Origin of the sequence: Methylobacterium marchantiae, from assembly GCF_042679825.1 — a bacterium.
Classification (GTDB): domain Bacteria; phylum Pseudomonadota; class Alphaproteobacteria; order Rhizobiales; family Beijerinckiaceae; genus Methylobacterium; species Methylobacterium marchantiae.
This window is the reverse complement of sequence record NZ_JBHTND010000020.1, coordinates 38,660-57,021: the sequence shown is the minus strand read 5'-3', so window position 1 is coordinate 57,021 and position 18,362 is coordinate 38,660. Positions and strand designations below refer to the sequence as shown.

The 18,362-nt window shown below is 66.5% G+C and carries 15 protein-coding genes and 1 pseudogene; 11 read left to right on the top strand and 5 right to left on the bottom strand.

Annotated features, from left to right (window positions below; translation table 11 throughout):
* Positions 1-90 precede the first annotated feature (90 nt).
* The 5 genes from ACFQ4G_RS15020 to ACFQ4G_RS15000 all read left to right on the top strand — a co-directional run bounded on the left by ACFQ4G_RS15020 (position 91) and on the right by ACFQ4G_RS15000 (position 5,665).
* Positions 91-762, top strand: coding sequence for an RraA family protein (locus ACFQ4G_RS15020; protein ID WP_238205268.1), 672 nt, complete (start codon positions 91-93; stop codon positions 760-762).
* A 28-nt stretch (positions 763-790) separates the two neighbouring features.
* The gene (locus ACFQ4G_RS15015) at positions 791-1,999 is read left to right on the top strand and encodes an aminotransferase class I/II-fold pyridoxal phosphate-dependent enzyme (protein WP_238205262.1); all 1,209 of its coding nucleotides are present in this window, start codon (positions 791-793) and stop codon (positions 1,997-1,999) included.
* Between the two features lie 61 nt (positions 2,000-2,060).
* Positions 2,061-2,966 carry an amino acid ABC transporter substrate-binding protein gene (locus ACFQ4G_RS15010; RefSeq protein ID WP_238205261.1) on the top strand — a complete coding sequence of 302 codons (906 nt, stop codon included), beginning with the start codon at positions 2,061-2,063 and terminating at the stop codon, positions 2,964-2,966.
* Between the two features lie 316 nt (positions 2,967-3,282).
* The gene (locus ACFQ4G_RS15005; RefSeq protein ID WP_238205260.1) at positions 3,283-5,340 is read left to right on the top strand and encodes a hypothetical protein; all 2,058 of its coding nucleotides are present in this window, start codon (positions 3,283-3,285) and stop codon (positions 5,338-5,340) included.
* Positions 5,341-5,356: 16 nt separating this feature from the next.
* A complete protein-coding gene (locus ACFQ4G_RS15000; RefSeq protein ID WP_238205252.1) occupies positions 5,357-5,665 on the top strand; it encodes a hypothetical protein in 309 nt (102 codons plus the stop codon).
* Between the two features lie 75 nt (positions 5,666-5,740).
* Here the strand turns inward: ACFQ4G_RS15000 and ACFQ4G_RS14995 are convergent, their stop codons facing one another.
* On the bottom strand, positions 5,741-8,047 hold the full coding sequence (locus tag ACFQ4G_RS14995; RefSeq protein ID WP_238205524.1) for a lytic transglycosylase domain-containing protein: 2,307 nt from the start codon (positions 8,045-8,047) through the stop codon (positions 5,741-5,743).
* A gap of 185 nt (positions 8,048-8,232) precedes the next feature.
* On the opposite strand from ACFQ4G_RS14995, the gene dapA reads away from it, so the two are divergent.
* The 3 genes and pseudogenes from dapA to ACFQ4G_RS14980 all read left to right on the top strand — a co-directional run bounded on the left by dapA (position 8,233) and on the right by ACFQ4G_RS14980 (position 10,657).
* Positions 8,233-9,132: a 4-hydroxy-tetrahydrodipicolinate synthase gene (dapA, locus tag ACFQ4G_RS14990; protein ID WP_238205251.1), complete on the top strand. Its 900-nt coding sequence runs from the start codon at positions 8,233-8,235 to the stop codon at positions 9,130-9,132.
* Positions 9,133-9,214: 82 nt separating this feature from the next.
* Positions 9,215-9,688 (top strand): SsrA-binding protein SmpB, encoded by a 474-nt coding sequence (smpB, locus tag ACFQ4G_RS14985; RefSeq protein WP_238205250.1) that lies wholly within the window; start codon positions 9,215-9,217, stop codon positions 9,686-9,688.
* A gap of 227 nt (positions 9,689-9,915) precedes the next feature.
* Positions 9,916-10,657, top strand: a pseudogene (locus ACFQ4G_RS14980) (prephenate dehydrogenase/arogenate dehydrogenase family protein).
* A 75-nt stretch (positions 10,658-10,732) separates the two neighbouring features.
* Here ACFQ4G_RS14980 and ACFQ4G_RS14975 read toward each other — a convergent pair.
* The 4 genes from ACFQ4G_RS14975 to rpoZ form a co-directional block, all read right to left on the bottom strand.
* Entirely contained in the window at positions 10,733-11,404 is a 672-nt protein-coding gene (locus ACFQ4G_RS14975; protein WP_238205522.1) for a LabA-like NYN domain-containing protein, read from the bottom strand.
* Between the two features lie 358 nt (positions 11,405-11,762).
* Positions 11,763-12,353: an orotate phosphoribosyltransferase gene (gene pyrE / locus ACFQ4G_RS14970; protein WP_238205520.1), complete on the bottom strand. Its 591-nt coding sequence runs from the start codon at positions 12,351-12,353 to the stop codon at positions 11,763-11,765.
* 245 nt (positions 12,354-12,598) lie between these two features.
* Positions 12,599-14,836 (bottom strand): RelA/SpoT family protein, encoded by a 2,238-nt coding sequence (locus ACFQ4G_RS14965; protein ID WP_238205249.1) that lies wholly within the window; start codon positions 14,834-14,836, stop codon positions 12,599-12,601.
* Positions 14,837-15,034: 198 nt separating this feature from the next.
* Entirely contained in the window at positions 15,035-15,445 is a 411-nt protein-coding gene (rpoZ, locus tag ACFQ4G_RS14960; protein WP_019904660.1) for a DNA-directed RNA polymerase subunit omega, read from the bottom strand.
* Positions 15,446-15,691: 246 nt separating this feature from the next.
* Between rpoZ and ACFQ4G_RS14955 the strand changes: the two genes are divergently transcribed.
* From ACFQ4G_RS14955 to fabG, 3 genes are all read left to right on the top strand, one after another.
* Positions 15,692-16,414 (top strand): carbonic anhydrase, encoded by a 723-nt coding sequence (locus ACFQ4G_RS14955; RefSeq protein ID WP_238205248.1) that lies wholly within the window; start codon positions 15,692-15,694, stop codon positions 16,412-16,414.
* A 233-nt stretch (positions 16,415-16,647) separates the two neighbouring features.
* Positions 16,648-17,589 carry an ACP S-malonyltransferase gene (fabD, locus tag ACFQ4G_RS14950; protein ID WP_238205247.1) on the top strand — a complete coding sequence of 314 codons (942 nt, stop codon included), beginning with the start codon at positions 16,648-16,650 and terminating at the stop codon, positions 17,587-17,589.
* Positions 17,590-17,603: 14 nt separating this feature from the next.
* Complete coding sequence (gene fabG / locus ACFQ4G_RS14945) at positions 17,604-18,344, top strand: 3-oxoacyl-[acyl-carrier-protein] reductase (RefSeq protein WP_238205246.1); 741 nt, start codon at positions 17,604-17,606, stop codon at positions 18,342-18,344.
* Positions 18,345-18,362 lie beyond the last annotated feature (18 nt).

Below are 18,362 nucleotides of genomic sequence, written 5' to 3'. Positions count from 1 at the left end.
AAATCGCTTTTCCGAATGCTGATCCGTGCAGATTAATCGCTTTTCGGCGTAGCGGCGAGGTGAGATGTCTCTCGGCAGGGAGATTCGACCATGCTTTCTCAACTCGAAAATTCAGACGGCCTTCCGGCGGTCCTTGCACCCGCCGATCGTGAGGCGCTGCAGGATCTTGCCACCCCCTTGCTCAGCGACAACCTGCATCGCCTTGCGGGACTGGTGGGCCTGAACCGCTACAATGGCTCTGGCAAGCTCGTGGGCACCGCCTTCACGGTGAAATCCCGTCCCGGCGACAACCTCGGATTCTATCATGCGCTGGCGGTGATGGAGCCCGGCCATGTCCTCGTGATCGACGGGGGTGGCGATCTCAACAATGCCCTCTGCGGCGACTTGATGCGTGCCTACGCCGTATCGCGTGGATGCGCGGGCTTCGTCGTCGATGGCGCCATCCGCGACGTGGAGACGTTCGCGGCAGGCGATTTCCCCTGCTACGCCCGCGGCGTCGTCCACCGCGGACCCTACAAGTCCGGGCCAGCCCTGCTCAATGTCCCGGTCAGCGTGGGCGGTCAGCCGATCGCGCCCGGCGACGTCATCGTCGGCGACGAGGACGGGCTGGTGGCCTTCGCTCCAGAGCAGCTCCCCGCCGTCATCAAGGGTGCGCGAGCGAAGCTTCGCCAGGAACAGGCGATCACGGCTGAGATCGCCGGGGGCGCAGCACGCCAGGCCTGGCTTCACGACACCCTCGAAAGCTTCGGCATCACGGTCTGACCGGAGCATCGCAAACGTGGAGCCCATCATGAACACGACACTCATCGCCCGCCGCCCGGCGAGCATCCGGCCCTCGCCCAGCATCGCGGCCAAGGCTCTGGTCACCCGGCTCCGTGCCGAGGGACGCCACATCATCGATCTGACTGTCGGGGAACCCGATTTCGTTACCCCGCGATCGATCATGGAAGCGGCCCAGGCGGCCATGCAGGCTGGCGATACGTACTACACGCCCTCGAACGGTACCCTGGCCCTGCGGCAGGCCGTGGCCGACAAGCTCATCCGGGAGAACGGCCTCAGCTACGGCACCGACGAAATCGTGGTCGGCTGCGGAGCCAAGCAACTGATCCAAACCGCGTTCGCGGCGACGCTGGATCCGGGCGACGAAGTTATCATACCGGCGCCGTACTGGGTGTCCTATCCCGACCTGGCGACACTCAACGACGGCGTGCCCGTGGTGGTGCCCTGCCTCGAAGAGACAGGGTTCAAGCTCAGCCCATCGCAGCTGGAAGCCACGATCACGGCAAGGACCAAGTGGGTCGTACTCAACTCGCCCAACAACCCGTCCGGGGCGGTCTACACCGCCGCGGAACTGGCGGCCCTCGGCGAAGTCATCGAGCGACACCCGCGGGTGCTCGTCATGACCGACGAGATCTACGAGCACTTCGTCTACGACGGCCAGTCCCAGATCTCGTTCGGACGGGCGGTCCCGGCCCTGCGGGACCGGACGCTTGTAATCAACGGGGTCTCGAAGGCTTACGCGATGACTGGCTGGAGGATCGGATACGCCGCAGGTCCGCGCCTGCTCGCGAAAACGATGTCCGACCTCCTGTCCCAGAGTACGACCTGCCCATCCTCGATCGGTCAGGCCGCGGCGGTGAGAGCTCTGTCGGGAGACCAGACCTTCGTGGTCCAGGCACGGGCAACCTATGAGACCCGCCGCGACCGTGCCGTCGAATTGCTCGACGCCATCCCGGGCATCTCGTGCAAGCGTCCCGCCGGGGCCTTTTATGCCTATCCCAACGTGGTCGGCCTGATCGGCCGTCGTAGCCCGGATGGGATCCGGATCGCCGACGACCTTGCCCTCGCGCATCACCTGCTGAGCGCCGGCAACGTGTCGGTCATGGACGGGACGTCCTACGGGCTCAGTCCTTACCTGCGGGTCTCGTTCGCAACGTCTCTAGAAGCGATCGAGGCCGGATGCGCGGCGATCGCCCGGGTCGCTGCAACGCTCGACTGACGCGATCCACGCCCGATTCCGCTTTCGCACTTTACGTGATGTAGAAATCCAGGAGATTCTCATGCGCCTGCTCAAGACCACGCTCGTCCTCGGCCTCCTGATCACGCCGGCCGCAGCCGATGAACTCGGCGGCACCTTGGCCAAGATCAAGGACGGCAAACGGATCGTGATAGGCGTCCGGGATGCGGCCACACCTTTCAGCTATATAGACGACAAGCAAAACTATATCGGCTTCGCCATCGACATATGCCTGAAGATCGCGGACGCGGTGAAGCGCGACCTCAAGCTGCCCGACCTCAAGGTCGAGATGCTTCCGTTGATCTCCGCGACCCGGATTCCGTTGATGACCAACGGGACGATCGACCTGGAGTGCAGCGCGACGACCAACAACGTCGAACGGCAGAAGCAGGTCGCGTTCACCAACACCCACTTCCTGTCGGCCGCCCGCTTCGCCTCCAGGAAAGCGCAGAGGATCGACACCATCGACGACCTGAAGGGCAGGACGGTCTCCGCGGTCGCGGGCTCGACCAACATCGTCATGCTTTACAAAGCCAGTACGGAACGCAAGCTCGGCATCAACGTCATCCCGGCCAAGGACGTCGCTGAGGGGTTCCTGCTCCTAGAGAATGGTCGTGCCGCGGCGTTCGTGCTCGATGACGTCCAGCTGAGCATCGCGATCGCACAGTCGAAGGATCCGGCCGCTTACCAGGTCAGCAAGGAGGCTTTCTCGGAACCGGAGCCCTACGGGATCATGCTGCGCAAGGGCGACGTGGCCTTCAAGGCGTTGGCCGACCGGACAACCGCCGACCTCTACCGCAGCCCGGAGATCACGACCCTTTACGACAAGTGGTTCATGTCCCCGACGCCGCCGCGTGGGGTCAACTACAACGTGCCGATGTCGCCGGAACTGAAGCGCGCCTACACCGCCCCGACCGATAGTTCGGACCCCGCTTCCTACGTCCACTAGCGTTATCGTGAGCGGCGAGCGTGGATCGTAGGCGGAACGCCGCTTCGGTGCGAAAGGCTAGGGTCCGGCTGCCGCCCAACCCGGCCGTACTGTCACTCCCACTCGGCGGCCTGTAAGCGGGCCTTCCCAGGGCCTGCCGAGAGTCGAAATCGGATGCTGCCAGTGAGCCCGGCATCAGTTGTCCTCCATCAGGCCCACACCCACACGGCCTACGCAAAATTCCCATCCGCCCACCAACCCCGTCTTCATGATGCCGTGAAGCTGGTATGGGCTGGGGCCCGGTCGGATGGCTGGAATCCGATCGTCGAGGTTCGCTGTGTCCGCCCTTTCGCTTCCCCCCTCCCTGAAAAAGCTCGGCTGGGCCGCAGGCCTGCCCGGCCTCGTGCTCATCGTCGCCGTGGCGACGCCGCTGCTCGCTCCTCGGATGGAGCGGCGGCTCGACAATACGGCCGGCGCAGTGGCGCGGGGCACCGCCGAGACCGGGCTCGAGCCGTGGCTGCGCCTGAAGGTGCGGGGCCGCGATCTCGTCGCCTCCGGCGAGGCGCCCGACGATGCCGGGCGCGTGGCGGCCCTCGACCGGCTGAAGCGGCTTCCGGGCCTGCGCCACGTGGTCGGGCGCATCGGCGTCGTCGAGGATGCCTCGCCCTTCGTCTGGACGGCGACGCGCACGAGCGCGGAGCGGATCGACCTCACCGGCAACCGCCCCTCCGAGATCGGCCCCCGGGCGCTCGCCGCGCAACTCGCCTCCGAACTCCCCTCCGAGACCCGGATCGTCGACCAGGCCAAGGCGGCACGGGGCGCGCCGCCGGACTTCGCCGCGGCCTCCTCCTTCGCCCTCGAACAGCTGAAGCCGCTCGCCCCCGGCGCCAGCGCCACCATCGCCGACACCACCGTCTCGCTCACCGGCGAGGCGGCGAGCGTGGCCGATTACGAGGCGCTGCGGCAGGCGGTGGCCCATCCGCCGGCCGGCTTCACCATGGGCAAGGTCGACATCACCCCCGCCGCGATCCCGGATTTCCGCTTCGCGGTGACGCGCGAGCGCGGCGGCAACCTCGTTCTCTCCGGCAACACCGTCTCCGAGACCGCCCGCGCCGAGATCCGCGCCATGGCCGAGGATTCCGCGGACGGGGCGGCGGTGGAGGATCGGATGCAGACCGCTCGCGGCCTCGGCGAGCGAATCGATCCGGCGGCGCTCGGCCGCTTCGCCTTCCGGGTCTCGGCGCTGATGCAGGACGGCAGCGTCACCTATTCCGGGTCGCGCCTCTCCGTCTCGGGCACGGCGCTGGACGGACAGGCGATCGACGAGATCGACGCCCTGCTGCGCGAGGCGCGGCCCGCCGGGACCGAGGCGGGGCCGGTCGATCTCGCCGCCATGCCGCTCTCGCCCTACCGGCTGATGGTCCGGCGCGAGGGCGAGTCCGTGACCCTGAGCGGCCACCTGCCCGATGCGGCGACGCGCGACCGCGTGCTCGCCTCCCTCAGGCCCCGCTTCTTCCGCGAGCGCATCGTCGACAAGAGCCGCATCGCCGACGGCGCCCCGGCCGGCCTCTCGCCGGCGGTGGAGGCCGGGATCGCCTCCCTCGCCCTCCTCGCCGCCGGCGAGATCCGCGTCTCCGACCACAGCCTTTCGCTAACCGGCAACAGCCTCTACCGCGAGAGCGCCGACCGGTTCGAGGCCGATCTCGCCCGGCGGATGCCGGCCGGGTGGCAGGCCCGGGCCGAGGTGACGCCACCGGCGATCTCCATCGTCGACGATTCCGAATCCTGCCGCGCCGCGTTCGACCGGGCCGTCCAGGGCCGCATGCTCGTCTTCGCCCCCGGCAGCGTCACCCTGAAAGCCGAGTTCTACCCGGCGCTCGATGCCCTGGCCGCCGCCGCGAAGACCTGCCCGAGCCTCCGCATCGAGGTGACCGCGCATGCCGACCCGGCCGGCGCGGCCGCCGCGCCGAAAGCCGCACTCGATGCCGGCGTCGAGAACACGTCCTCGGTCGATGTGGCCAAAGCGCCGGCCGGGGAGAAGCCGCCGGCCGCGCAACCCGCGACCACCGGGGCGGACAGGCCGGTGGTCAAGACCGCCGAGGGCAAGCCGCCCGCCGCCACGAACAAAGGGGCCAAAGATTTGGCGGCGAAGGATTCTGTAGCGATGGACAAGCCCACCGCGGCCGGGGCTTCGAAATCCGACGCCAAGAAAGGCGAACCGAAGAAGGCCGACGTCAAGCCGGCCGAGCCGGAGCCCGATCTCGCCCGCCAGCGCGCGCTCACCATCGTCGAATACCTCCTCCAGGCCGGCATTCCCGCAGACCGGATCATCGCCGCCGCCCCCGGCCGCGCCAATGCCCCTGGGCTCGGCGTCGGCTTCGCCCTGCGCTCCTGAGCGAGACGATCATCCCATGCTTCTGCTGCTGACGGTCCTGTGGCCGGCCCTTCTCGCCAGCCTCGCGCTCGGCGCCGCCATCGGCTGGCATCTCGGCCCGCCGCGCTCGCGGACCGCCCGGTTCTCGGCGATCGGGCTGGCGCTCGGCGCCCTCGTCCTCGCCGGCATCGCGCTCGCGGGGTTCGTCCCGGGCCGGGCGGGTTTCTGGGTCGAGAGCGCGGCCCTCAACCTGGCGGCGTATTGCGCGGGGGCCGTGTCGGGCGCGTTTGCCGGACCGATGCGGCGGTCGAGAATTTCGCCGGATCGCGTGGTTCGGGGCGGCTGAGGCAAACGCCCTCCGATCCGGCACCGAACGGCCCCGCAATCCGGCTTCGAACGCCCTCCCGATCGGCCGAAAAACTCACCGCGCGCCGCGCTGGAGATCCCCCTCGATCAGCAGGGCGCTCTTGCCCTCGAGGCGGCTGCGATAGACCTGCAGGTTCTCCATCACCCGCTGGACGTAGTTCCTGGTCTCGGTGAACGGAATGCGCTCGACCCAGTCGATCGGGTCGACCCCGCCCCGGCGCGGATCGCCGTAGGCGTCGATCCATTTCTTCACGTTGCCGCCCCCTGCATTGTAGGACGCGAAGGCGAGAATGTAGGACCCGCGCCAATCCTCCATCAGCTCACCGAGATGGGCCTGTCCGAGGCGGGCATTGTAGGCGGGATCGCTGGTGAGACGGTCCTGATCGTAGGACGCGCTGACCCGCCGCGCCGTGCGCTGGGCGGTGGCCGGCATCATCTGCATCAGCCCGCGCGCGCCGACGCTCGACTGGGCGCGCGGATCGAACTGGCTCTCCTGGCGGGCGATGGCGAAAACCATGGCCTTCTCCACCAGCGGCACGGCGGCGGAGGCCTCGTAATCGGGGATGCCGATGGTGGGGTAGGCATGGGCGTCGAGGGGCAGGCCGCGCTGCACCGCGAGCTTGCCGACGGCGACGAGGGCACGGGAATCACGCATCTCGACGGCGAGGTTGCCGAGCGCGTTGAGCTCCGCCGGATTGGTCAGCCGGTTCGCCGTGTCGATGTAAAGCGGAAGCGCCAGATCCTTCAGCGAAGCCGCCTCGAGCATGCGGAGCGCCCGGGTCGTCAGACGGTTTTCGAAAGCCCTGGCGGCGGCGGATTCGAGCTCCGGGACGACGCGGAGCGGCAGGCTCGCCTGCCCGAGCTTCGCCCGGGCGAGCTGTCCGTAATAGGCGATCGGCTGGAGCGCGGCGCGCTCGTAGAAGGTCTTGGCCAGGCCGGCATCGCCCGCGGCCTCGGCAGCACGGCCCTGCCAATAGGCCACCCTCGCCAGGGAGATCGGCGTCTCGGCGATGGTCGCGGCCTTACCGAAATGGTCGGCGGCCCTGGCCGGATCGTCGAGGAAGCGCAGGGCGATCCAGCCGGCATGGAACTCGGCCTCGATCCGCTTCTCCACGGTGCGGCCGCTATGGCCGGCAGCGACCTCGTAGGCGAGTCTCGGGTTTCCGATATCGACGAGCTTGCGGGCGACGATCCGGCGCTCGACCCACCATTCGTCGCCGTCCACCAGAACGTCGCCGTTGGTGGGAGCGGTGGCGAGGATCGCGGCCGCCTCCATCGGCTTGTCGGCCCGGCGCAGGTATTGCGCGCGGGACAGGATGTAGGACGGGTCGCTGCGGAGCGACGGCGGCACCGCGTTGAGGGCCGAAGCGGCAGACGAGCTCTTGTCCTCCACGGCGCGGCGGGCGCGCACGAGCGCGGCATAAGAGCCGCCGGCATAGGAGGCGGCGCGGCCGGCCGACTCGTAATCCTCCTTCAGGAGGGCGCGCTCCATGCGGAAACGATGATCGACGCGGGTGAGGAGGCCGGGGAAGGCGTCGAGTACCTTCGTCTCCAATGCTTTGCCGAAGGTCTCCGAGCGCCACAAGTCGCGGACCAGGGCGGCGGCATCCTCGTCGAGGGACTCGGCTTTGAAGGCGAGGGCGAGCGCGAACTTGCCCGGTGCGCTCGCCGGGCGGGAGCCGGCGAAGAAGGCGCGTACGGTCGCCGGGTTCCTGCGCTCGGTCAGCAGCGCCTCCTCCGCGCGGCGGCGCAGCAGCGGACCCGCCGGCCAGTCCGGGTTGGAACGTGTGAAGGACACGGTGCGCTCGAACCCGATGCCGGACCCGGCGCGGATCGCCACCCATTCGAGCAGGGCGAGAGCCGCCGGGTCGGTGAAGCCGTCGCGCAGGCGGTCGCCTTCGGAGACCTTGCCGCGGCGATAGGCGTCGATGGCCTGGCGCAGGGCCGGCAAGTCGATATCGGGAGCGACCTGGGCCGCACGTGCGGGGTCGGGCACCTCCGGCACGGGAGCGGCGGGTGTCACGGCCGCGTCGGGCAGGGGGAAGGCGATGGCCGCTTCGGGGTCGGCGGAGGCATAGGCCTTGGCGGCGGCGGGAAGCACCTTGCTCGGCGCGGTCTCGGCGCTGCGATCCTCCAGTTTCAGTGCATCGGCAGCGACCGCATCGGTAGCGGCCGCCTTGCTGTCCGGAACGAGGACGGCAGGAGCGACGGCATCGCTCACCGGGCGCGTGGCGAACTCCTCACCCTGGCCGGCCGCCACAGGAAAGACCGAAGCCGGGCCGACCAGCATCGTCGTTCCCGCCAGCGCGAGCGCGAGGGAAACGGGGAGGGCGGCACGATTTGAGCGCGTCCAGAACGCCATGGCTCTTCCAGTCCCGTCGGATGCGGACATGCCTAAGCTGTCCCGGAGGGCATTAAGAAGTCATTAACCGCGCCGACAGAGCGTTTGCGCGAGTGCGGACGAGGCCCTATGTCTGCCCCGCCGCAAGAGCGGTGACGCGGCCGGCACACCGGCCCACCGAAAGAGCGACGGCCGGGAACGCCAGGATGACCGACACCACGACCCAGCGCCTCAGGGGCGCCATGACCGCGCTCGCGACCCCGTTTCGCGGCGGCGTCTTCGACGAGGACGCCTTCCGCAAATTCGTGAACTGGCAGATCGATCAGGGCATTCACGGCCTCGTGCCCGTGGGCACCACCGGTGAGACGCCGACCCTGAGCCATGCCGAGCACGACCGTGTCGTGTCCGCCTGCATCGCCGAGACCGCCGGCCGCGTGCCAGTGATCGCCGGAGCCGGATCCAACTCCACGGCCGAGGCCGTCGAGCGCGCCATCAACGCGGAGAAGGCCGGTGCGGATGCCGTCCTCGTGGTGACACCCTATTACAACAAGCCGACCCAGGCCGGACTCTACGCGCATTTCAAGGCCGTCAACGACGCCATCGGCATCCCGATCATCATCTACAATATTCCCCCGCGTTCCGTGGTGGACATGAGCGTCGAAACGATGGCGCGGCTATTCGAACTCAAGAACATCGCCGGAGTGAAGGACGCCACGGCCAAGCTCGACCGTGTCAGCCTGCAGCGCCAAGCCATGGGGAAAGACTTCGTCCAGCTTTCGGGCGAAGATGCGACGGCACTCGGGTTCAATGCCCAGGGCGGCGTCGGCTGCATCTCGGTCGTTTCGAACGTCGCGCCGCGCCTCTGCGCCGATCTACAGACGGCGACGCTCAGCGGCGAGTACGCCACGGCTCTGCGAATTCAGGACCAATTGCTGCCGCTGCATGTCGGGCTGTTCGCCGAATCAAATCCGTCGCCGGTGAAATATGCCTTGTCGCGGCTTGGCCATATGAGCGACGAGGTTCGCCTGCCGCTCCTCACCGTCAGCGACGTCACGAAGGACATCGTCGACGCGGCCTTGCGTCATGCCGGCCTGATCGAGCGCTGAAAGCCCCTCGCGTCAGCCGTTTCCACGAACCATATGACCAATGCCCGGCCGCATCCCGCGACCGGCCAGAACCGACGATGTGATGCCTCCCAAACCTCAAGATCCCCGCCGCGTCGTCGCCGACAACCGGGCAGCCCGCTTCCACTACGAGATCTCGGACGTCCTCGAGGCGGGCATCGCCCTGACGGGGACGGAGGTCAAATCCCTACGTAAGGGCAAAGCCGCCATCGGCGAGGCCTATGCCGGTCCGTCGGGCAACGAGCTGTTCCTGTTCAACGCCTACATCCCGGAATATCTCGAAGCCAATCGCTTCAACCACGAGACCAAGCGTCCGCGCCGCCTGCTGCTGCACCGCAAGCAGATCAACAAGCTCATCGGCGCGACGAAGCGCGAGGGCTACACGGTGGTGCCGCTGAAGATCTACTTCAACGAGCAGGGACGCGCGAAGATCGAACTCGGCCTCGGCCGCGGCAAGAAGCTTCACGACAAGCGCGAGAGCGCCAAGGAACGCGATTGGGAGCGAGACCGCGCACGGATCATGCGCGACAAGGGCTGACCGGCTGGCCCGGTTGACGGCGCGGCGGAGCGCTGCGAGGAGCCGACCATGACGACAAGCCGCTGCCTCCCCGCATCGTATTAAGCGCCGCTCCCTTAGCGGCGAGATGCTCCGTCATGTCTCAACCGCCCCACTCGCCGACGGTTGACCGATCACCCAGGACCGCTGGCCTCTCGGATCCATAGAGGGCAGTTCTGTGTCTTTAGGTTGTTTTCCCATAGTCCTCCATTTCCCTCGGGATCATCGGCTTCGGCGCCTTCGGGCGTTTGATCGCACGGCATCTCGGCTCGTCCTTCCCGATCGATGCGTATGATCCGGCTCTGCCGAGAACGGAACCGAAGCTGGCGCGAGCCTCGGCACGCTGCCGGAAGCGGCGGCGTACCCTCTCGTCATCATAGCCGCGCCGGTGTCTGAACTCGCCGACGTGGTATCGGCCATCGTGCCGCACTTTCGGCCTGGCACTCTCGTTCTCGACGTCGGCTCGGTGAAGGCGATCGCTGCAGATCATGGCGGAAGGATTGCCCGATCACGTGTAGATCGTCGCAACGCCCCCGCTCTTCGGCCCACAGAACGCGCGTGACGGGTTACGAGGCCTGAAGATCGCCGTCTGTCCGATCAGGGGGAGGGGCGGCTTACGCGCAGGGGCATTCATGCGGAAGGTTCTAGGCCTCGACGTCATCCTCACGGATCCGGAGGGCGCATGACCGGCAGGTCGCTTCGGTTCAGGGGCCGACGTACCTGATCGCCAAGGTCTTCGTCGAGAGGGAGCCACTGCCGAGTCGGGTGACCACGAGGAGCTTCGAGGTACTGATGCAGGCGGTCGGCGTGGTCAGGCATGATGCGCCAGAGGTCTTCGACGCGATCGAGCGCTCGAGCCCCTGTGCCGCCGATGTCCGAAGCCGTTTCTTCGCTCATGCCTCACGGTTGGAGATGGAGCTATTGACACCGCGCTCCGATCCTGCCGCGTGATAGGAGCATTCCGACTGACGCATGGCCACACGGGGGAGGAGGGCGCAACCACACCCTCCTCTCGCTCGACATAGCCTATTGATCGGGAGCGTCGTCGCCCTGGCGGATGCCATAGCGGGTTTCGAGGCCGGGATTGGGGCGTGCCGCCCGGTCGGCCACATCTCGCGGCAGATCGCGCGGACCACGTGGCGGACCGTCACCCTGGCTTCGAACGCCCCGTTCGCCGGGATCGCGTCCCACGCGCGGGATGAGATGGACGAGGTCGACGAACTCGTCGGCCTGCCGGCGAAGGTCGTCGGCGATCATCGCCGGCTGCGTCTGGATCGTCGAGACCACAGTGACGCGGACGCCGCGCCGCTGCATCGCCTCGACGAGAGAGCGAAAATCGCCGTCGCCGGAGAACAGCACCATGTGGTCGATACGGGGTGCAAGTTCGAGGGCATCGATGGCTAGCTCGATGTCCATGTTGCCTTTGATTTTACGGCGGCCTGCGGAATCGGTGAATTCCTTGGCGGGCTTGGTCACGACCCTGTAGCCGTTGTAATCGAGCCAGTCGATCAAAGGGCGAATAGAAGAATATTCCTGATCTTCTACCATTGCAGTGTAGTAGAATGCCCGAATCAAGTTATCGCGAGCCTGAAATTCCTTCAACAACCGGCGATAATCGATATCGAACCCGAGGGCCTTCGTCGCCGCGTAGAGATTTGCCCCATCGATGAACAGGGCGCTGCGCTGCTGTGCGCTCATTGAATGATCCGTTTTCTCATTAGGATTTTTCACACATATGGCGCGACAATTATCAGATACAAATCTGCCACGCCTGCACTTGACTAATCAAATATCAACGCGATCAATAAAAATTGATCGATCAAATCAACGAAAATCCACAATTGATTTTTGAAAATCGACGGACCGCCCTCAGTCGCCGCCAATAATCTCTCTTGCTATTGACCGGGAGACACATTTGTCAACCTCGATCCTTGGACAATCGTGCAAATAATTAGGCCAGAATGAAAGTCGCCTAGAACATCTCTCACCGAACGACTGTTTTTCTCAATTGCACGACCTTCAATCGACCACCTTAAGTTTAAGTTTTGCTTCAGGGTCATCCAACGGGAATCACTCGGCTGCCCGGCTTTACGGCAGGCAGTGCAGCCAGCTCGGCCGGTAGCGCATCCGCAGGATAGGCCGGAATGTCGAGGGTGACCAGCGTGACGAGGGGAAGACCAATCTCGCCTCGCCCACCAGACCGGTCGATCAAACAGGCAGCGCCGACGACTTCACCCGCCTCGCTCTGGAGTGACGCGAGGCATTCCCGGGCGGAAAGACCCGTGGTCACGATATCTTCCACGATCACCGCGCGCTTGCCGGCAGGAATGCTGAAGCCGCGCCGCAATGTGAAGGGCCCGCCGGGATCGCGCTCGACGAAGATGGCACGGGCACCGAGATGGCGCGCCGTCTCGTAGCCCGGCACGATGCCACCGATGGCCGGCGACACGACGATGTCGATGGCGCCGAAGCGGGCGACAATGACGTCTGCCAGAGCCTTGCACAGACGTTCGGTGCGGACCGGATCCGAAAAGATCGCCATCTTCTGCAGAAAGACCCCGGAATGGAGCCCTGAACTGAGAACGAAATGCCCTTCGAGCAGGGCTCCGGCATCGCGAAATTCATCGAGCACCGCATCTGGTGTCATGAGAGGGGCGCTCCTTGGATAGGATTTGGACGCCGCGTTTGTGGCAGTGCGGGGCAGGGGGCGCAAGGCGCGCCGATGCGGTGTCGGCACGTCCAAGCGTCGGCGGCATCAGACAGCGAGACGAAGCCGCCGGCTGGCCGGACTGTTCTTGTTCGGCGACCTGACGGTCTATGCCGTTGCGATGGCGGATCGCGCCCTCTACGCGGCGAAGGCCTCGGACAGGTCGCGGGTGGTGGCCTGATTCCTCAACCGTTGACGCGATCCACCTTGCTCACCGTGCGCTTGCCGCGCAGTTCGGCAACGATGGCGTTGAGGTGTTTGAGATCCCAGACCGACAGATCGATGACGATTTCGGTGAAGTCCTGCGTGCGTCGCTTCATCGAGACGTTGTCGATATTGCCGTCATGATCGGCGATGACCTGGGCGATCTGAGCGAGGACGCCGGGCTCGTTGATCGATTGCAGGGCGAGGCGAGCGGGAAAGCGCTCGTTCGTGTCCGCCTCCACATCCCAGCGCACATCGAGCCAGCGCGCCGGTTCGTTGTCGAAGGCGGCGAGCGCTGCCGACTGGATCGGATAGATCGTCACCCCTACGCCGGGCGTGAGGATGCCGACGATGCGGTCTCCCGGCACCGCGCCGCCATTCGGGGCGAAACTCACCGGCAGGTCGTTGTCGAGGCCGCGGATGGGAATTGCGTCGGCGCGGCCGACATCGGAGCCACCTTCCGGGAAAGTCAGGCGCATGGCCTGTCCCTTGGCGAGGCTGAGGCGCCCGGCCCCCCCATCCATTGGCTGCTGGAGCGGGGGCGGCGCCGTGCGGCGCTCGTCCTTGTGGTCTGGATAGACCGCTCGCACGACGTCTCCCGAGAACATCTCACCGCGGCCCACCGCGGCGAACACGTCTTCGGTACTTTGGCGTGCGAGCCGCGGCAGGGCCCCGCGCAGCTTGTCCTCGGAAAGGCTCTTGGCGGCCCGCTCGAAGGCGCGGTCGAGGATCTGGCGGCCGAGGCCGGCATATTGCCGCCGAACCGCCGAACGAGTCGCGCGGCGGATAGCGGCGCGGGCCTTGCCGGTGACGACGAGGGATTCCCAGGCCGCCGGCGGCGATTGCCCATCGGCCCGCGCGATCTCGACCTCGTCGCCGTTGACGAGTTCGATGAGCAGCGGCGCCATGCGGCCGTTGATCTTGGCTCCCACCGCCGTATTGCCGACGTCGGTATGCACGGCGTAGGCGAAGTCAATCGGCGTCGCTCCGCGCGGCAGGGCGATGAGGCGTCCCTTGGGCGTGAAGCAGAACACTTGGTCTTGGAAGAGTTCGAGCTTTGTGTGTTCGAGAAACTCCTCCGGGCTGTCGCCCTCCGCCAGCAGTTCGATGGTCCGGCGCAGCCACTGATAGGCGCCGCTCTCGGTAGCGAGGCGCGGATGCACGCCGCCGATGTCGTCCTTGCCGCCGGTTTCCTTGTAATGGGCATGGGCGGCGATGCCGTATTCGGCGATCTCATCCATGGCCGCGGTACGAATCTGCAACTCGACGCGCTGGCTCTTCGGCCCGATCACGGTGGTGTGGATCGAGCGATAATCGTTCTGCTTCGGCGTCGAGATGTAGTCTTTGTAGCGCCCCGGCACCATCGGCCAGGTCGTATGGACGACGCCCAGCGCTCCGTAGCATTCGGCGAGCGATTCTACGATCACGCGGAACCCGAAGATGTCGGAGAGCTGCTCGAAGGCAACCGACTTGCGCTCCATCTTGGCGGAGATCGAGAAGGGCCGCTTCTGGCGCCCTGTGACCACCGCCTTGATGCCCTGCGCCGCGAGCTTGGCGGTCAGGTCGCGCTCGATGCTCTCCACCAGCCGCTCCGATTTGGTGGCGAGATCGGCGAGGCGCTGGGTGATCGTCGTGTAGATGTCTGGCTTGAGGTTGCGCAGCGCCAGGTCTTCGAGTTCCTCGCGCAGCTCCTGCATGCCCATGCGGCCGGCGAGCGGCGCATAGATGTCCAGCGTCTCCTGGGCGATCCTCTCACGCTTCTCCAGCTTCATGTGATGGAGCGTGCGCATGTTGTGCAGGCGGTCGGCGAGCTTGACGAGCAGAACGCGCACGTCAGCGGCCACGGCCAGAAGCAGCTTGCGAAAATTCTCGCCCTGCGCCGCGCGTTTCGAGACGAGATCGAGGCGCTTGAGCTTGGTCAGCCCGTCCACGAGGGCGCCGATCTCGGGGCTGAAGATCTCGCTGATCTCGTCGAGGGTGGCGGCGGTGTCCTCCACCGTGTCGTGCAAGACCGCAGCGACGATGGTGGCATCGTCGAGCCGAAGGTCCGTGAGGATCGCAGCGACTTCGAGGGGGTGGGCGAAGAACGGATCGCCGGAGGCCCGCTTCTGCGTGCCATGGGCGCGCATGGCGTAGACATAGGCGCGATTGAGAAGGGCCTCGTCGGTGGCGGGATTGTAACGCCTTACCCGTTCCACGAGCTCGTACTGGCGCATCATCCGCCGAGATACCCTTCACTCATCGCCACCGCCCACTTCACCATACGTTGTCCCGCATCGCACCCGAGCGCGCCAGCCCCATGGCGCCGCATGGCACGGCTTTCTTCATGCCGGAAAAGGAAAAACCCGGCACAAGGCCGGGTTTCTCGCAAGATCCTCGATATGGGATCGTCGATATGTGACGGACACGTCGTCCGATCACTCCGCCTCTTCGTCCGTCTCGGTCGGCGGAGCGAGGTTCTCGAGCCCACGCAGGAGATCCTCTTCGCTCATCCGGTCGAACTGGACGGCGCCGTCGTCGCTGGAGGATTGCGGTGCCACGGCGGCCGCAGCCGGCGAGCTCGACAGCAACGGTACGGTCTCGGCCTCCGGCTCGTCCACCTCGACGTATTTCTGCATCGAGTGGATCAGCTGTTCCTTGAGATCATCGGCGGTGATGGTCTCGTCGCCGATCTCGCGAAGGGCGCAGACGGGGTTCTTGTCGCGATCGCGGTCGATCGTCAGCGGCGCGCCGGCGGCGAGCAGGCGGGCACGGTGGCTCGCGAGCAGAACGAGCTCGAAGCGGTTCTCGACCTTGTCGATACAGTCTTCAACGGTGACGCGAGCCATGCGGAGCGGCTCCTTCCATGGGACCGGGAATTTCGTGATTGAACGCGCCTCTTACACCGGCTCACGCGCAGCAACAAGCGGAGCGTACGAACCGACTCAGGCATGATCCGCCGGCACGTACGAGCAGCACCGACCCATCCCGCTCGCGGCAGCCACTTAACGCCCCGGCGACACGGCTCGGTCGTGCGGCTACGCCTGACGCCGTGACCTCGCGCGCTTCTTCTGCGGGGAGCAGGGGGATCGATCATGACGAAGACGCTCAGTCGCCGCAGCCTGTTCAGCTGCGCCTGCCATGTCGGGGCAGCGGCCTTCGCCGCCACCGCGATGCCGAATCTCGGCTTCGCAGCCAGCCCGTCCACCAAGAAGACCGACCTGACGGCAGACCAGGCGCTGGAGCTGATGAAGGAGGGCAACCGGCTCTACAAGACCGACAGCCCGGTCCGCGCCGTGCAGGGTCGCGAGCGGCGGATCGAGATCGCTCTGGGGCAGACGCCTTTCTGCGTGCTGGTGAGCTGTTCCGATTCCCGCGTCTCGCCCGAAATCCTGTTCGGACGCGGCCTCGGCGAACTCTTCATCGTCCGCAACGCCGGCAACACTGCCGACACCGCCGCTCTGGGGTCCGTGGAATACGCGGTATCCCAGCTCGGCGTGCCGCTCATCCTGGTGATGGGTCATAGCCGTTGCGGCGCCGTCCAGGCGGCCGCTGATGTGGTCGAGAACAACACCGTCTATCCCGGCTCCATCGGCCGGATGATCGAGCCGATCGTGCCGGCAGTGCTCTCCGTCCGGGGCAAGCCCGGTGACTTTCTCGAGAATTGCGTGCGCGCCAATGTCGACCGGGTGGTGAACCGCATGCGCACCGCGTCGGAGCCTGCACTGCTCGACCCGCTGAAGGCCGGCAAACTGCGCATCGTCGGCGCGTCCTACAGTCTCGATACCGGCACGGTGGACTTTTTCAACGAGGCCTGATCGGAGCCGGACCCTTTCCGGAACGCCGGACGCGATGGCGGACGACGAAACGTGATGGAATGCAGGAAACGCGGCGCCTCCGTCGAAACCATCGGGACGGGCACCTTCGACACCTCATTCGTCCCGGTGATTCTGGGCCGATGATTCGAGTGCCTCATGTTGACACGTGCGGCAGGCGGTGCGACTGCGCCGCCCTTTCACGTGCGACGACGTGGCAAAGGACTTTCGACAGCATGGCGCGCGCATTCATCTTTCCGGGACAGGGCAGTCAAGCCGTCGGCATGGGCCGAGCCCTGGCCGAATCCTTCCCGCAGGCGAAAGCCGTCTTCAACGAGGTCGACGAGGCGCTTGGCCAATCCCTGTCGATGCTGATGTTCGAGGGGCCGGTGGAGGAGTTGACACTCACTGCGAACGCCCAGCCGGCGCTGATGGCCGCGAGCATGGCCGTGCTGCGCGTGCTCCAGGCCGAACGCGGCCTCGACCTCGCCCGTGACGTCGCCGCCGTGGCCGGCCATTCGCTCGGCGAATACACGGCGCTCGCCGCCGCCGGGACATTCACGATTTCGGACACCGCCCGGCTCCTGCGCATTCGCGGCGAGGCCATGCAAAGCGCGGTGGCCCCGGGAGCGGGCGCCATGGCGGCGCTGATCGGTGCCGATGCCGAGATCGCCCTATCCATCGCCTCCGAGGCGGCCGAGGGAGACGTCTGCGAGGTCGCCAACGATAACGGCGCGGGTCAGGTGGTGCTCTCTGGTGCCAAGGCCGCCGTGGAACGCGCGGTTGCGATCGCGCAAGCACGCGGCATCAAGCGCGCGGTGATGCTCAACGTCTCCGCCCCTTTTCATTGCTCGTTGATGATCCCGGCGGCGGAAGCCATGCAGGATGCTCTAACGCGGGTCGCCATGAAGGCACCCGCGGTTCCGGTCTATTCCAACGTGCTGGCCTCCCCCGTCCTGGAGCCGGCCGCCATCCGCCAGGCCCTCGTCGCCCAGGTGACCGGCACCGTGCGCTGGCGAGAGAGCGTCGAGGCCATGGCCTCCGCCGGCATCGACCAGTTTTACGAGATCGGCACCGGCAAGGTCCTCACCGGCCTCGTCAAGCGGATCGCAGCAGGCTCCTCCGCGGCCCCCGTCGGGACTCCCGACGACGTGGCCGCCTTCCCGACGCTCAGCTGAAGACAGGATTGCCCATGTTCGACCTGACCGGCCGAAAGGCCCTCGTCACCGGCGCGACCGGCGGACTCGGCGGTGCGATCGCCAAGGCGCTGCATGCGCAAGGCGCCATCGTGGCGATCTCCGGGACCCGCGCCGAGGCGCTGGAGGCCCTTGCTGCAGAACTCGGCAGCGAGCGCATCCACGTCGTGCCAGGCAATCTGTCCGACAAGGACGCCGTGGAGGCCCTGGTCCCAGCGGCCGAAGCGGCCCTTGGCGGGCTCGATATCCTCGTCAACAATGCCGGCATCACCCGCGATAATCTCATGCTGCGGATGAAGGACGACGAGTGGGATGCGGTGATCGCCGTGAACCTCACGGCGGCGTTCCGGCTCTCGCGGGCCGCGGTGAAGGGCATGATGAAACGGCGCCACGGCCGCATCGTCAATGTCGGCTCCGTGGTCGGCGCCACCGGCAATCCGGGGCAGGTGAACTATGCCGCCGCCAAGGCCGGCCTCGTCGGCATGACCAAGGCCCTGGCGGCGGAAGTCGCCACCCGCAACCTCACTGTGAACTGTATCGCGCCGGGCTTCATCACCTCACCGATGACGGATGTGCTCAGCGAGAAGCAGCGCGAGGGCATCCTCACCCGCGTTCCAATGAATCGCCTCGGCACCGGCGAGGAGATCGGCGCCGCTGCGGTGTATCTCTCCTCGAACGAGGCGGCCTACGTGACGGGCCAGACCCTGCACGTCAACGGCGGTATGGCGATGTATTAGCGATCACCCGCCCTTCTT